The sequence below is a fragment of the Aeromonas rivipollensis genome (genome assembly GCF_037811135.1).
GTDB lineage: Bacteria > Pseudomonadota > Gammaproteobacteria > Enterobacterales > Aeromonadaceae > Aeromonas > Aeromonas rivipollensis.
Window position 1 is genome coordinate 1,303,728 of the sequence record NZ_CP149130.1, and the last position, 13,935, is coordinate 1,317,662.

A 13,935-nucleotide genomic window follows, 5' to 3' on the forward strand; every position below is an offset into this window, starting at 1 on the left:
GGCGATACACACAGGCCCACTTCGGTGGGCCTGTGTCGTTTCCGGGTTCCTAGAAGCTGGCGCCCAGGGTGATGATATGGCGCCACTCCTTCTCGCTCAGACTGGTCCTTGCGTCCTGATAGTCGAGCCAGGCGTCGTCCCAATCCAGCTCGCTCGACCAGGAGAGGCGCAGGTGATCGTTGAAATAGTACCTGAGCCCCAGGCTGCCGTTGATGGACTGCTGTCTGGTCAGATAGGGTGAGGGCTGATCGATGAACTTCTCGTAGCGCCCCTTGCTGAAGAGTTCAAACTTCTCCTGCCACAGCTCGAGGGGCTGGCGATAATCCCATCCCAGGCTGAGGAAGGGGTAGTTGATGATCCGCTCGTCGAACAGATCCGAGTTGCTCCACACATCAGGGGTGAAGTAGGCCCGCTCCAGACCCAGCTGGCTGATCAGCTCCAGGCGGCGTCGCTTGTCATTCCAGAAGCGGTAGCCGGGGCCGGAGGCATAGTCTATTTCCAGATAGCCGGCCTCGATCAGGTTGTAGTCGATGTCCACGGAGGAGCTCAGGAACCAGTGGTCGTCGAAGAAGAAGTCGAGCTTGGGCTTGAGCTTGTATTCGTGGCTGTCGGTGATGTTGTTCGCCGTCTCGTAGATATATTCGCCATCCAGGCTGTAACGCCAGTCCAGATTGGCCAGCTCGGTGGAGACCTTGAGGTTGACGTTGTTGGTCTTCTTGGTGTTCTCCTTGAGCTTGATGTTCAGATCGCTGGTGCCGGTCAGGAGCCAGGCATTCACTTCGTCAGGGGAGTCCAGCAAGGGTATCCCCGTCTTGGTCAGGGGCTTGGGTTTCTCCTGTTTGTCCAGCCGCCAGCGCTTGATGGCATGGCGCTGGACAGTCAGGGCCTTGCTATAGGATGGCTTGATGCGGATCTGCTCGTCCGTGATCTCTTCTATGGTGCCGGTCAGGCGATCGCCGTTCTGCATCCACAGGATGTCCGCCATCGCGGCTGAGCCGGGCAGCAGGGTCAACAGGAGTGCCAGCAGGGGAAGGCCGCATCTCGTCATGGTGATCTCCGGGAGAGTCTTAGCCGCTGATGGGGCGGGGCAGCCCGTTCTTGTCGTCGAGCAGGGCCGTCACCCGGGAGCCATCTATCTCGGGGGCCGCGATGAACTGCTCGACCTCGGGGGAGAGCACCAGCGGGGCACCCTCTGACATCTCCTCCTCGGTGCGGGAGAGAGGGGAGTGCACCTCCAGCCAGCGGCGACCGTCCGGCTCCAGCGCCGTCTTGACCGGCTGGTTGATCACCTGCACCCGGGTACCGACAGGCACCAGGCTGAACAAGGTCTCTATGTCATCCGGGCGCAGCCGGATGCAGCCCGCGCTGACCCGCAGACCGACCCCGAAATCCTTGTTGGTGCCGTGAATGAGGTAGTCCTTGTTGCCATAACCCAGGCGCATGGCGAACTTGCCGAGGGGGTTGTCCGGGCCCGGGGGCACCACGGCCGGCAGGTCTATGCCCTTTTGCTCCAGCCAGGACTTGCGCACCATGGGGCCGGGTACCCAGGTCGGGTTCGGATTCTTCGCGATGACGGTGGTGGTCATCTCAGGGGTCTCGCGGCCTATGTCACCTATGCCGATGGGCAGCACCATCACCTCCGCCTTGTCCTTGGGGAAGTAGTAGAGTCGCAGCTCCGGCAGGTTGATGACGATGCCCTCCCGCGGCACATCGGGCAGCAGCATCTGGGTCGGCAGGGTCAGCCGGGTGCCGGGTGTGGGCAAATAGGGATCTACCCCGGGATTTGCCTCGAGCAGCGCCAAAAAGCCAATTTGGGTATGTTTGCCGACCAGCTCCAGATGATCGCCAGGTTGAACTATGTAGTCTTCCAGCTCACCGATGAGACGGCTGTCCGCCGGCGGAAGCGGATAGGTTTTCGACCAGGCCGGCGTGGTCCAGAGGCTGGTAGCGGCCAGCAGCAGTGAGACGATACGGGTATTGCGCATGGTGTTTCCTATCGGCAGTTCTCGAGGGAAGCGCTTCCCTCCCCAAAAATGAGCGGAGATTGTCAACCAATCGACCGGGGATTACCAGCGTCGGACCGCGCTTCTCCCGGGCCGGATTGAGGCAGGTTGAGGGGGATTTTCGGCCCTCAGCCCCTGGTTTGTCGGGGAAAGGCGGATAAGCCTGGATCGGCGCCGGGGTGGTCGGCCCTGAGACCATGTCTGACACCTTGGCGCCGCATGTCGGCAAGCAAGCCTGGGCCTGGCAAGGGGGGGAGAGTCGCCACAGGCTGACGGTTTAATAGCCAGTCGTCTGATCTGCAACGAGATTTACGTTGATTTCCCGACTCGGGTTGGGTCAATATGAGGGCCCGCGGAGAGATGCCGGAGTGGCCGAACGGGATTGACTCGAAATCAATTGTGGCAGCAATGCCACCCAGGGTTCGAATCCCTGTCTCTCCGCCATTTATGCCCTTCAAGCACGCGCCAGTCGCGGGTTTGTCATTTCCAGCCTATGCCAGCCCATATCTCAGTTCAGCTATGGCCAATGCCTTTCAGGGGAAGCTTCCCTGTTGGGGGTTATGGGAAAGGCAGGGAACCTGGATAAACGCCCCCATTCCGGGTCCATCTCCCATTAGCTAACGCTACTGATGTGCCGGTCTGGATGTCACCATGCACAGCCATGGCTGTGTATGGTTGGCGTACTTCTCTACTTCACGAATATGCCAGTCAGGTCTGCTGTTGCCCCGGAAGATTCAGGGGGGAGGGGCGTTGCCAAGACGCGCACTCAGAGTTCGAGTTGCACACCCAGCTCCACCACTCTGTTGGCCGGGATCTGGAAGAAGTCGGTTACTCGAAGAGCGTTGCGGTTCATCCAGATGAACAACTTTTCACGCCAGCGCGCCATACCCGGTATGTCCGTGCTGATGAGGTACTCGTAGGAGAGGAAGAAGGTGGTGGTATTGAGCCGCACCTTCAACCCCTGTCTGGCGCACTCCTGGAAGATCGCCTCCATGGATGGCGCCTCCTGGTAGCCGAAATGGGCCACCACCTGCCAGAATCCTTCCCCGATCTGCAGCAGTTCCAGCCGATCCTCCCCCGTCAGCCAGGGCTCATCCTTCACCTTGATGGTCAGGAAGATGACCCGCTCGTGTAACACCTTGTTGTGCTTTAGATTGTGCAGGAGTGCGTGGGGCACGACCTTGACGGATTTGGACAGGAATACGGCCGTCCCCGGTACCCGTAGCGGCGGACGTATCTGGATATTGTCGACGAAGCCCTGCAAGGATAACGCCTGGCGCTCGAGCTTCTCGAGCACCAGCTCGCGGCCACGCTTCCAGGTGGTCATCACCACGATGATCAGCAGGGCAAACAGCACGGGCAGCCAGCCCCCCGCGAGGAACTTGGTGGTATTGGCGCTGAAGAAGGCCAGATCCATCACCAGCAGCGGCGTACCCACCAGGCCGATCAGCCAGAGCGGCTGTTTCCAGCGCTGGAAGGCGACCACCATCAGCAGCAGCGTGGTGATCACCATGGTGCCGGTCACGGCGATGCCGTAGGCGGCCGCCAGGTTGCTCGAGCTCTTGAACCAGAAGATCACCAGCACTATGCCGCCGAGCAGCAGCCAGTTGACCAGCGGCAGATAGATCTGCCCCTTCTCGTGCTCGGAGGTGTGGCGGATCTCCTGGCGCGGCAGAAATCCCAGCAAGATGGCCTGGCGCACCACCGAATAGGCGCCGGAGATGACCGCCTGAGACGCAATCACTGTCGCCATGGTGGCCAGCACGATCAGCGGCAGTGTCATCCAGCCGGGGGCCAACAGGTAGAAGGGGTTCTCGATGGCTTCTGGGTGGTTCAGCAGCAAAGCGCCCTGGCCGAAGTAGTTGAGCAGCAGCGCCGGCATCACCCAGCAATTCCATGCCAGCTGGATCGGACCCCGTCCGAAGTGCCCCATGTCGGCATAGAGGGCCTCGGCTCCGGTCACGCACAACACCACAGCGCCCAGCACCACGAAGGCCGTTCCCGGTCTCGCCAGCAGGAAATCCAGGGCGTAGAGCGGGTTGATGGCTGCCAGTATGGCGGGCGTCTTGGCTATTTCGAGTACGCCGAGCAGTGCCAGTATGGTGAACCAGAGCAGCATGACGGGCCCGAACCAGCGTCCGATCCCGGCGGTGCCGTAGTGCTGGACGCCAAACAGCACCACCAGCACGATCAGGGCGATGGGGAGCACGAAGGGCGCAAGCTCCGGGGCCATGATCTCCAGCCCCTCGACGGCGGAGAGGACGGATATCGCAGGAGTGATCACCGCATCCCCGACAAAGAGCCCCACTCCGGCCAGCCCCAGCAGCATCACGACGGTGCGTGCGCGGGTGGAGAGGCGCCGGGCGGCGAGGGAGGCCAGGGTCAGTATGCCCCCTTCCCCCTTGTTGTCAGCCTTCAGCACCAGCAACACATATTTGAGGGACACGACGAGCATGATGGTCCAGAAGAAGAGGGAGACTATGGCATAGATCTCTTCTTTACCCGGCTCTAGCCCCATATTCCCGGCAAAACTCTGTTTCAGGGCATAAAGCGGACTGGTGCCTATGTCACCGTAGACGACCCCCAAAGCCGCCAGCGTGATGGTCATGCGACCTCGCCCCGCTTCGTTGCTCATTATGAAATCCCATTTCAATTCATTATGTTAACCATAGTATGGCTCGCTATCTCGAAAGTGAAATGGCGACTGCTGGCGGGCCGTTCGGGTTGAACCTTTTGCTGTCTGCCCGTTCCACCGGTAGCCATGGGCTCTCGTAGCCTCTGGAGGGGCAAGAGCGTTTCTCCTCGGTGTATGGGGCGTTGCAGAGGAGCCAGCCGCGGATCCAGGTCCATTCTGCACGAATGTTCGGCGGGCGGCGGCCAGAACCCTATGGACAGCCGGTGAATTCAGGCCAAGTTCAGCGCTCCCCCGGTATGGTGCCCGGCGTCGATGCGAGGCAACGAATGGCAAACTGAGGTGGCTGCAGGCTGAGCTCTGTCCGTTTCTCTTCAAGGCCGCCAAGGCACTGAGGGACGGCGGTATGGGGTGACATCCTGAACCGGGTTTGCTCTCACGGACGACGCCCCTTTTCTGCCGCGACGAGCGGCCGTCCCCATGCCGCTCCATGATCTCTTTCTGCCGCACCGGCGGCCCCCATTCTCATGCCGTCCAGGAGGACATATGACCGAATGCCATCTGCCCAAGTGCAACCCCGCCTCTCTCATTCGCCAGATAGGGATAGGTCTGGCGGCCGGCGGCCTCTGCTTGCTGATACTGAGCTATGTGAGCCCTGCTCGACAGAGCGCCCCTGAGACGGCCCCCGCGCCAGCAGAAGCCTCCTCGCCCCAATCCCAGACGAGCGGCGCCGCGGCAACCGCCCGCCAGGGGGATGAGGCGAGCTTCCCCCTGCCGGCGCTGACGGCCGGAGCTGATGGAGAGAAAGGAGAGGGGATGACCGCCGGGGTGACAGTCACCCCCATGATGGGCGAGCCGAGCACGGCCCTCTCCACAGGGCCGCAAGAGATAGCGGCGCAAGAGCAGGAGCCACCCATGGGGATACCGGCGAGCCTCCCCCCAGCAGCGCCTCAGCCTGTGGCCAAGGCTGCAGTCCCCTCCGAGCCGGTGCCCAGGCCTGCCTCCAAACCGTCGCCCACGTCCGAGAGCAAGCCCGAAATAAAGCCTGCGGCCAAGGCGCAAGCCACGGCGCCCGGCAAGGTGAGTCTGACGCCAGCCAGGGTCCTGCAACAGAAGAACGGCAACCACCTCAGCGTTCAACTGATGGGGTCCCGCAGCCTAGAGGCGATAGCGCAGTTTGTGCTCGCCAACCGGCTCACTGGCCAGGTGTGGGTCTATCAGACCCGGTTCAACGCCGGCCCCTGGTACGTGGTGCTGAAGGGGGAGTATGCCGGCATGAGCCAGGCCCAGGCGGCCATTCGCACGCTGTCGCCAGCCCTGCAGAAGGCGGATCCCTGGCCCAAGTCATTCGCCCAGGTGAAGCGCGAATTGCAGCAGTAACCCTGCTGCCTGGATGACGGGGCTCAGCCCTTGCGGCTGGCGAGCTGAGCTTGTCCGTGATCGTCGCCTGTACAGGCCCCGCCCGGGGATCCCCTTCGCCATCTGTCCAAGACAAAAAACAGCCGCAAGGCGGCTGAAAAAGCGAGTCATCGTTCGTGACCAGTCCGTAGGCATTCGCTCACATCGCTCGTGCGGCCAGGTGCGGCACCTGAGCGGGCCGGGTCTGGGAGCGGATCCTCATCCGTTCTTCCCGTTATCCGTTCATCTGGGCAGGTTGCAGCCGCTTGCCGCTGCCTACCACCAGCGTGGCCACCATCAACAGCACAGCGCTGCCAGTCAAGGTGGCGTCTATGGTGTAGTGATCGAGCAGCCAGCCTCCGATGCCAGCTCCCAGCATGATGGAGAGCTGGATGGCGGCAACGATGAGGCCGCCACCACTCTCGGGGGCATCCTGGATCCCCCGGGCTATCCAGGCGGACCAGGCCACTGGAATGGCGGCATTGATGGCGCCCCACAGGGTCAGCATCAGCGCGACGCCCCAGAAGGAGTGCTGCATGGTGAGCAGGCCAAGGGTGATGAGACCAAGTATCAGGGGCAGCCATCGCAGCAGCCGATAGAGGTGGCGATGCAGGGTGGCGCTGGCCACTGCGGTGCCCACGAAACCGGCCATTCCCAGTGCCAGCAGCAGGGAGGAGAGCTCCGGCAGGCTTGTTTGTGTACGCGTTTCCAGAAACGGCCGGAAGTAGGTAAACGCACAGAAGGCGCCAGCAAAGGTGAGCATGACGCCGAGCATGGCCATCGCCACATTGGGCCGCGTCAGCAGTCCCAACGCTTGTGCCATGCGGCGTTCGCTTCGCATCGAGGGCAGGCTGGCTGCCATCCATAGCAGGTTCAGCACCACCAGCGGGGTTAGCAGCCAGAACACGCCCCGCCAGCCGATGATGCCACCCAGATAACTGCCGAGCGGAGCGGCAAAGGCGGTCGCGACGGCATTGCCGGTGTACATCAGACCGAGGGCTCTGGGTACCGAGTCGGAGGCCACCAGCCTCATGATGGTGGCGGTGGCCAGTGCCCAGAATCCGCCGATGACTATCCCGAGCAGGGCCCGGGCCAGCATCAGCAGTGCAAAGTTGGGGCTCAGCGCGATCAGGATGAGGGATAGCAGCATCACCAGTGTCAATACCATCAGCACATGGCGCCGCTCATGGTGGGCGCAGACCCGGGTGACCAGCAGGCTGGCGATGACGGCGAAGAGACCCGAGATGGAGATGGCAAGGCCCGCCTGACCATCACTGACACCGAGATCGCGGGCGATCGGGGTCAGCAGGCTGACCGGCATAAACTCTGCGGCGATCAGCAGGGCCACGCAGAGGGACATGGCCCCCACGGCCCCCCAATGCTCTTGTACCACGGGGGCGGATTCGACAGCGGCATGATGAGTCTTCATTTCACGACCTGATATTGAAGGAATGATGGTGCGTCATTTGACGGCTTCAATGGTGAGGGCGCCCGAGGGCTGGGCGGTCAAGGCATCCAGACCCGATTCAATGCGCCCCAGCTTGATAAGTCCGGTTGAATAGCCAAAGTCCCGATAGAAGATCGCGAGATTTCCCCAGGGGGCGTAATAGGTGAGATCCCCCACGCCCGGGTCTATACCCTTTGGGGCGCCCAGCGTGATCAATTTGCGCGGCAGATAGGCAATTTTTTCGGTCTCGGCGTAATCCTCGATCGGCAGTGTCAGGGGGAGCATGGCGAAAAAGTCCCGGGCGCTGTGATTATCTTCCAACCTGGCCGTGATGATCTGGCCGGCGATCGTCATCTTGATATTCATGGTCTCTCTTGGGTTCTGATTTGCTGTTCGGGTGGCGGCTGACGCACAGGTCACCATCAGGAGCAGGGTTATCGCACAGGCGAATATGCCTCTGATCATCATTCGTCTCCCTGCATGGGCGCGGATTAGTCAGATGAGAAAAACGCGGCTAAGGGGCCGCCGCGTTTTCGGCACTTACTTCAGGTTGGTCTGGAAGAACTGTTCAATCTTGTCAAACGGGATCTTGTCCACCTGATCGTACAGATCGACGTGGTTGGCGCCTTTGACGATGTACAACTCCTTAGGCTCATTGGCTGCCGCGTAAGCGGTCTCGCTAAAGTAGCGTGAATGAGCTTTTTCGCCGTGAACCAGCAGCAGCGGACGTGGCGATATCTCCTTGATGTAACTCAATATCGGCATATTCATAAACGAGATCGGTGTGGTCTGGGTCCATGCGTTACCTGAGTTGACAGCCCTCGGGTGGTAGCCGCGCTTGGTCATGTAGTAGTCGTGGTAGTCCACCAGAAATTGCGCCTCGCCACCCTTAAGGGTGTTGTAGGCGGGTTGGTAGGCTGGCGCACCGTTTTCGGCATCCTGCCAACGCTGTTGACTCAATTGCTCCAGTACCTTGGTTCGTTGATCAAGGGTCATGCTGTCGTTGTAGCCCTTGTACATGACGCGGGTCATGTCGTACATGGTACTGGCGACCACGGCTTTGACCCGCTTGTCCACAGCGGTCGCATTGAGGGCCATGCCGCCCCAACCGCAGATACCTATGATGCCAATGCGGTTAGGGTCTACTTCTTTTTGCAGGCCGAGGAAATCGATGGCGGCACTGAAGTCTTCGGTGTTGATGTCGGGCGAGGCCACATTGCGCGGTTGGCCGCCGCTCTCGCCGGTGTAGGAGGGATCAAACGCCAGCGTGGCAAAGCCGCGCTCGGCCAGGATCTGGGCATAGAGGCCGCTCGACTGCTCTTTTACGGCACCAAATGGACCGCCCAAGGCAATCGCGGCGAGCTTGGCAGCCCCCCGATTTTTCGGCAGATAGAGGTCGGCGACCAGGGTCAGGCCGTAGCGGTTCTTGAAGCTCACCTTGCGATGCTCGACCTTGTCGCTTTGAGCAAAGGTCTTGTCCCATTGGGTCAGCATGGAGACAGGTTCTGTGGGATTGGCCGTTTGGGCATGGCTCATGGTGGAGACCCCGGTTAATGCTGCGCCCAGCAGCAGGGCAGACGCGACAGCTGTCAGCTTCTTGGGAAGAACATTCATGGTAAAGCTCCTTGAATTCGGATTTCTGATTCGTGGTCCTGAGGAGGGCTTGATGGTGTTGTGACCCAGGCACTGCATTCTAGTTAGAACTGATGGTGATGATTAGGCGGGTATTTTTGATAACATTAATGCGAAATAGTTATTAATTTGGCGTTCAATGGGCGTTGAACAGGCCATGGCTGGCTGAAAATAGATGGGTGGAACAAGATGACAAGCCGCGAGAATTACAACGATCTCCACGTCTTCATGCTGGTTGCCCGGGAAGGCAGCTTTACCCGGGCGGCAGCCAGACTGGGACTGGCCCAGTCCGGGATCAGTCGCACCATCCGGGAGCTCGAGGCCAGGCTCGGGGTGCAACTGCTGGTGCGCACTACCCGCAGTCTGTCACTGACCCAGGCTGGCGAGCAGTTGTACCGCATGGCACTGAGCGGCTTTCAGTCCCTGGATGCGGGGCTGGCTACGCTAGCCCATTTTCGCGACATCCCTTCCGGCACTGTGAGGATCAACGCCAGTCAGCACGCCATCGACAAGGTGCTGCTGCCCAAGCTGGCCATCTTCAGACAGCGTTATCCTGACATTCGACTGGAGCTCATCAGCGAAAGCCGCTTCGTGAACATCATCGACGAGCGCTTCGATGCCGGTGTGCGACTGGGCGGCGAGGTGGGCGAGGGGATGGTGGCCGTGCGCATTACCCCTGATATGGAGATGGTGATGGTGGCGACGCCGGATCATTTTCTGCAATACGGCTTTCCGCAGACGCCGGCCGAGCTGGCGGTCCACCCCTGCATTGCCTACCAGTTTGCCGATGGCAGTCTCTATCAGTGGGAACTGTGGCAGGAGGGCAAACTCGTCAAGCATCGACCGCAGGGACAGTGGGTCTTCTCCGACAGCTACTTGGAGGCGGCGGCAGCAAGAATGGGGTTGGGGTTGGCCTATGTACCTGAGGAGCTGGTCACCGATGAACTGGAACGCGGAACCCTGATCCGGGTGTTATCGCGGTTTAGCCACCGTCTGGAAGGTATGTATCTTTACTACCCTCATCGCAACGTATCACCCGCCCTGAGAGCCCTCGTCGACACGCTGAAACACTGAAGGCAGAAGCCGACGGATGGCAGTTTCTGCCTGTGGCGGCGACAGGCCGGCGAGCCTGCCGTCCTGTGCAAGGCCCCATGGCGTGCGGCAGGACGGGGCTCAGCCCTTGCGGCTGGCGAGCTGACGCAGCAGCTGGGTGCTCTGGTGCAGGCTCTGCTGCTGCACCTCGCTCAAGGGGCACTGCTTGAGCACGTATTCGGCGCTGGCCACCACCGTCTTCCAGCGTGGCGCCTTGGGCAGGGTGTCCAGGCTCAGGTATTTGTCGAGAGTACGGGTCTGGGGGCTGGATCTGTCCATGTAGACGCGCCACAGCTTGCTCTTCTCCGCCAGCACTATCTTGCCCTTGCCGGTGCTCTGCTGCCAGGTATCCAGGGTGAGGCGCATGGTGTCCACCAGAGCCCGGCGCAAGGGTTCGTCATCCTGCTGGCGAATGAGGTTGTCCGCGAGCGATCTGAACTCGCCCCCCAGCCGGCTCAGCTCACCCAGCAACTGGCCGTCTTCGATGATGGCCTGGCGCGACAGGCTCTTTAGGGCGTTCTCCAGGGCCATCACCCTGTTGTCGTCCTGGCGCTGCTCGGTGCTGAGGGTGAGGGCGAAGGCGTGCTGGCCCCCCAGGCTGATGGGCAGGGCCCGGGCATTGAGTCCGTCCTTCTGGCCCGCCACCAGGAAGCTCAGATCCTGCTCCGGCCGCGCCACCATGTCGGGCCACTGGCTCGCCAGCGGGGTCGCCAGCCACTCGTCCAGCGGCAGCCCCTCCATGGCTTCCGGCTCCTGGCCCAGCAAGCGGGCCAGGGCGCGGGAGGCAAACAGCACCACCCCCTGCTCGTCGATGAAGACCATGGGATCGGCCCCCTCCCCAAGCAGCGCCAGCAGCCGCTCCTGATCCTGATGCAGCTGGGCCTGCAGGCGCAGGCGGTGCTCTATCTCCTGCTTGAGCAGGTGATTTTCCACCAGGGAGGCGCGGCCTGCGCTGGCCTCCAGCAGGGCCCTGACCCGGGCAAACAGCTCCTCCTTGCAGAAGGGCTTCACCAGATAGTCGTTGGCCCCGGCGTTGAAGCCCTCTTCGATGTCCTTGGGCTGGTTGAGGGCGGTGAGCAGCAGCACCGGCAGCTTGTCCTTGGGATGCTGCTGGCGCAGCCGGCGACAGACGTCGAAGCCCGACAGGGTCGGCATCATCACGTCCAGCAGAATGAGATCCACCGGCTCCTGGGCCAGCTTGGCCAGGGCGTCGTGGCCGTCGCTGCTCGGCAGTATGCGGTAACCGCAGGGCTGCAGCAGGTGGCGCAGTATGTGCAGGTTGATGGGCTCGTCATCCACCACCAGTATGAGAGGCGCGTCTGGTGGGGGCGGGGGCAGATCGTCGCTCTCCCAGTCCGGCAGTATGAGGGGTTGCTGGCGCACCAGCTGATGCTCTATCTGGCGGCTGTCGAGGGTCAGGCTGCCTGCCTTGCCGCTGGCAAGGGGCAGGGTGAAGGCGAAGGTGGAGCCGACGCTAGGCTCGCTCTCCACGAACAGCTCGCCCCCCATCAGGTGCACCAGCTGGCGGGTGATGGACAGACCCAGCCCGGCCCCCTGCTTGCTCACCTCGGGGCTCATCTGCACCAGGGGCTCGAAGATGTGCTCCAGGTGCTCTTTGGCAATGCCGATGCCGGTGTCCGTCACCCTGATGCGCAAGAAATTGCCCTCCACCTGGGCGCTCAGCACCACCTTGCCCTGGGGGGTGTACTTGATGGCGTTGCCCACCAGGTTGTAGAGCACCTGTTCTAGGCGCTGCTCGTCCGCCAGCACCGGCGGCAGCTCGGCCGGGCTGATGTCCACCAGAGTGAGGGGCTTGGCCTGCACCAGGTGCTGGCAGAGATCCAGCACCAGCCGGATTACCCCCTTGGAGGCGACCGGCTGGGGATGGATCTCCAGCTGGCCGTAGCGCATCTGGTGGTAGTCGAGCAGATCGTCCACCAGCCGGGCCAGGCCGTCGGCGCTCTTGATGATGAGGCCGAGCTGATTTTGCTGCCCTTCGGTCAGGTCCTGCTGACTGGCAAGCATGGACTCCGCCATCCCCTTGATGCCGTGGATGGGGGTGCGCAGCTCGTGGGAGGTGTTGGCCAAGAGCTCGTCCTTGAGCTTGTCCGCCTGTTGCAGGCTGAGGTTCTGCTTGTGGGTCAGCTTGACCTGCTGTTGCAGCTCCTGGGTCTGGCGCTCGATAAGCTCAATCTTGTCTTTCACCGAGCGCTGCATGTGACGAAACGCCTGGGCCAGCCGGTCGATGTCGTCGTCGGTGCGGGGAATGGTGATGGGGTGCTCCAGGGCGCCATCGGCCACCTGCTCGGCGGCGGCGGTGAGGGATCGCAGGGGCGCCGTGATGGAGTGGGAGAGCCAGCGTGAGAACAGGATAAGCAGCAGCAGGGAGCACGCCCCCAGCAGGATCACCAGGGTCTCCAGCTGGCGGATGGGGGCATAGGCCTCGCTGGTGGAGATCTCGGCGATGAAGGCCCACTCGGTGTCGAACACCTTGACCTGGGTGTAGGCGGCCAGCACCTCGTCATCGTGATAGGAGAGGAAGGGGCCGACCCCCTGCTCGCCGGAGAGGGCCTTGATGACCAGCGGTGTCTGCAGTGGCCGGAAGTTGGGGCTGAAGCTGTTCTCCACACTGAATTCGGGGGCGAGAGAGGCGTTGGCGCGCATCCGCTTGTCCGGGCCTATGAGGATGGTCTCGCCGGTCTCGCCGAGCCCCTCCCGCTCCGCCATGATCTGGTTGAGCTTGTCCGGCAGCAGCTCGAAGATCACCACGCCGCGCACATAGTCGTACTGCATCACGGGGGCGGCCAGATAGGCGACCACCTGGCCAGTCAGCTCGTTGCGGCCAAAGTCGGTGAACTCGAAGATCTGCTGGGGCTTCTGGCCGCCGTCGAGGCGACGCTTGATCTTGGCGAAGGTGTTGCCAAGGCCGCTGGCCTGATAGGGGCCTGAGAGCAGGTTGGTGGCAAAGTTGGGGTGCTTGGTGACCGAATAGACAACGTCGCCGTTGAGGTCCACCAGAAAGATGTCGCTGTAGTTGGACTTGCGCACCATGTCGGCGTAGCCGCGGTGAAACCGCTGGTGCACCCGGCCATACATCTCGTCTGCCAGGATCAGGGCGCTGATGGAGGGCTCTATGTCCACCTGGCTGTCCGGCTGTTGCAGCTTGTCCCAGGAGCCGGGCACATAGCGGGCCTGGGCGCGGGCGCGGGCCTCCTGGGGCGTGGTGCCGAGCTTTTCGAAGGCCCCGGTGAAACCGTAGAAGCGACCGATACTGTTGCCGGCAAAGTCCTGTTGGGAGAAGTTGATGATCTGCTCTTTGAGGTTGCCGAAGTAGTCTTCCAGCTGGCTCTTCTTGATGTTGCGCACCGAGACCAGATGGTTGGAAGTCTGGGTGGTGAGGTCCTTGCCGTGGCTGTAGAGGAAAAACAGGGTGACGACCAGGAAGGGCACCAGGCCCAACATGAAGAAAGCCAGCATCAGCTGCGGTCTGAGCCCACGAGGCCTGAAGATCCATTTCATGGTGTGATTTTCAATTGAGAATCCAGTTACTAAGCGGCTTGAGTTTCTGATTAAAGGCTAACTATTTCAATGGCTTTATCTTAAATTCGCTCGTCGGGTCACAGGGCGTGGCGGGAATTTTGAGCAAGGCGTTTAAAGCCTGAGCAAACGCTCCGTAAAAGTGCTCAAAGTCATAAAAAAGGGTTGTGCCCGGGCTCGGGGTACGTATAATG

General features: G+C 61.6%; 9 protein-coding genes and 1 tRNA gene. 3 read left to right on the forward strand and 7 right to left on the reverse strand.

Going from position 1 to position 13,935, the window contains the following annotated elements:
• Positions 1 to 49: 49 nt before the first annotated feature.
• On the reverse strand, positions 50 to 1,048 hold the full coding sequence (locus WIR04_RS06025; RefSeq protein ID WP_025327792.1) for a DUF481 domain-containing protein: 999 nt from the start codon (positions 1,046 to 1,048) through the stop codon (positions 50 to 52).
• A 19-nt stretch (positions 1,049 to 1,067) separates the two neighbouring features.
• Positions 1,068 to 1,985, reverse strand: a complete 918-nt coding sequence (locus WIR04_RS06030; RefSeq protein WP_338891218.1) for a L,D-transpeptidase family protein — start codon at positions 1,983 to 1,985, stop codon at positions 1,068 to 1,070.
• 372 nt (positions 1,986 to 2,357) lie between these two features.
• On the opposite strand from WIR04_RS06030, the gene WIR04_RS06035 reads away from it, so the two are divergent.
• Positions 2,358 to 2,447: transfer RNA gene (locus WIR04_RS06035), tRNA-Ser, on the forward strand.
• 322 nt (positions 2,448 to 2,769) lie between these two features.
• Here the strand turns inward: WIR04_RS06035 and WIR04_RS06040 are convergent.
• Positions 2,770 to 4,638, reverse strand: coding sequence for a potassium transporter Kup (locus tag WIR04_RS06040; RefSeq protein WP_338891220.1), 1,869 nt, complete (start codon positions 4,636 to 4,638; stop codon positions 2,770 to 2,772).
• Between the two features lie 543 nt (positions 4,639 to 5,181).
• Here WIR04_RS06040 and WIR04_RS06045 point away from each other — a divergent pair.
• Positions 5,182 to 6,015 (forward strand): SPOR domain-containing protein, encoded by an 834-nt coding sequence (locus WIR04_RS06045; protein ID WP_338891222.1) that lies wholly within the window; start codon positions 5,182 to 5,184, stop codon positions 6,013 to 6,015.
• A 253-nt stretch (positions 6,016 to 6,268) separates the two neighbouring features.
• On the opposite strand, the gene WIR04_RS06050 is transcribed toward WIR04_RS06045, so the two are convergent.
• From WIR04_RS06050 to WIR04_RS06060, 3 genes are all read right to left on the reverse strand, one after another.
• The gene (locus WIR04_RS06050; protein ID WP_338891224.1) at positions 6,269 to 7,462 is read right to left on the reverse strand and encodes an MFS transporter; all 1,194 of its coding nucleotides are present in this window, start codon (positions 7,460 to 7,462) and stop codon (positions 6,269 to 6,271) included.
• Positions 7,463 to 7,495: 33 nt separating this feature from the next.
• Positions 7,496 to 7,846, reverse strand: a complete 351-nt coding sequence (locus WIR04_RS06055; protein WP_338891226.1) for a cyclophilin-like fold protein — start codon at positions 7,844 to 7,846, stop codon at positions 7,496 to 7,498.
• A 174-nt stretch (positions 7,847 to 8,020) separates the two neighbouring features.
• Positions 8,021 to 9,094 carry an alpha/beta hydrolase gene (locus tag WIR04_RS06060; protein WP_338891228.1) on the reverse strand — a complete coding sequence of 358 codons (1,074 nt, stop codon included), beginning with the start codon at positions 9,092 to 9,094 and terminating at the stop codon, positions 8,021 to 8,023.
• A 207-nt stretch (positions 9,095 to 9,301) separates the two neighbouring features.
• On the opposite strand from WIR04_RS06060, the gene WIR04_RS06065 reads away from it, so the two are divergent.
• Positions 9,302 to 10,186, forward strand: coding sequence for a LysR family transcriptional regulator (locus WIR04_RS06065; protein ID WP_338891230.1), 885 nt, complete (start codon positions 9,302 to 9,304; stop codon positions 10,184 to 10,186).
• Positions 10,187 to 10,285: 99 nt separating this feature from the next.
• Here WIR04_RS06065 and WIR04_RS06070 read toward each other — a convergent pair whose 3' ends face one another.
• On the reverse strand, positions 10,286 to 13,723 hold the full coding sequence (locus WIR04_RS06070; RefSeq protein ID WP_338891232.1) for an ATP-binding protein: 3,438 nt from the start codon (positions 13,721 to 13,723) through the stop codon (positions 10,286 to 10,288).
• Positions 13,724 to 13,935 lie beyond the last annotated feature (212 nt).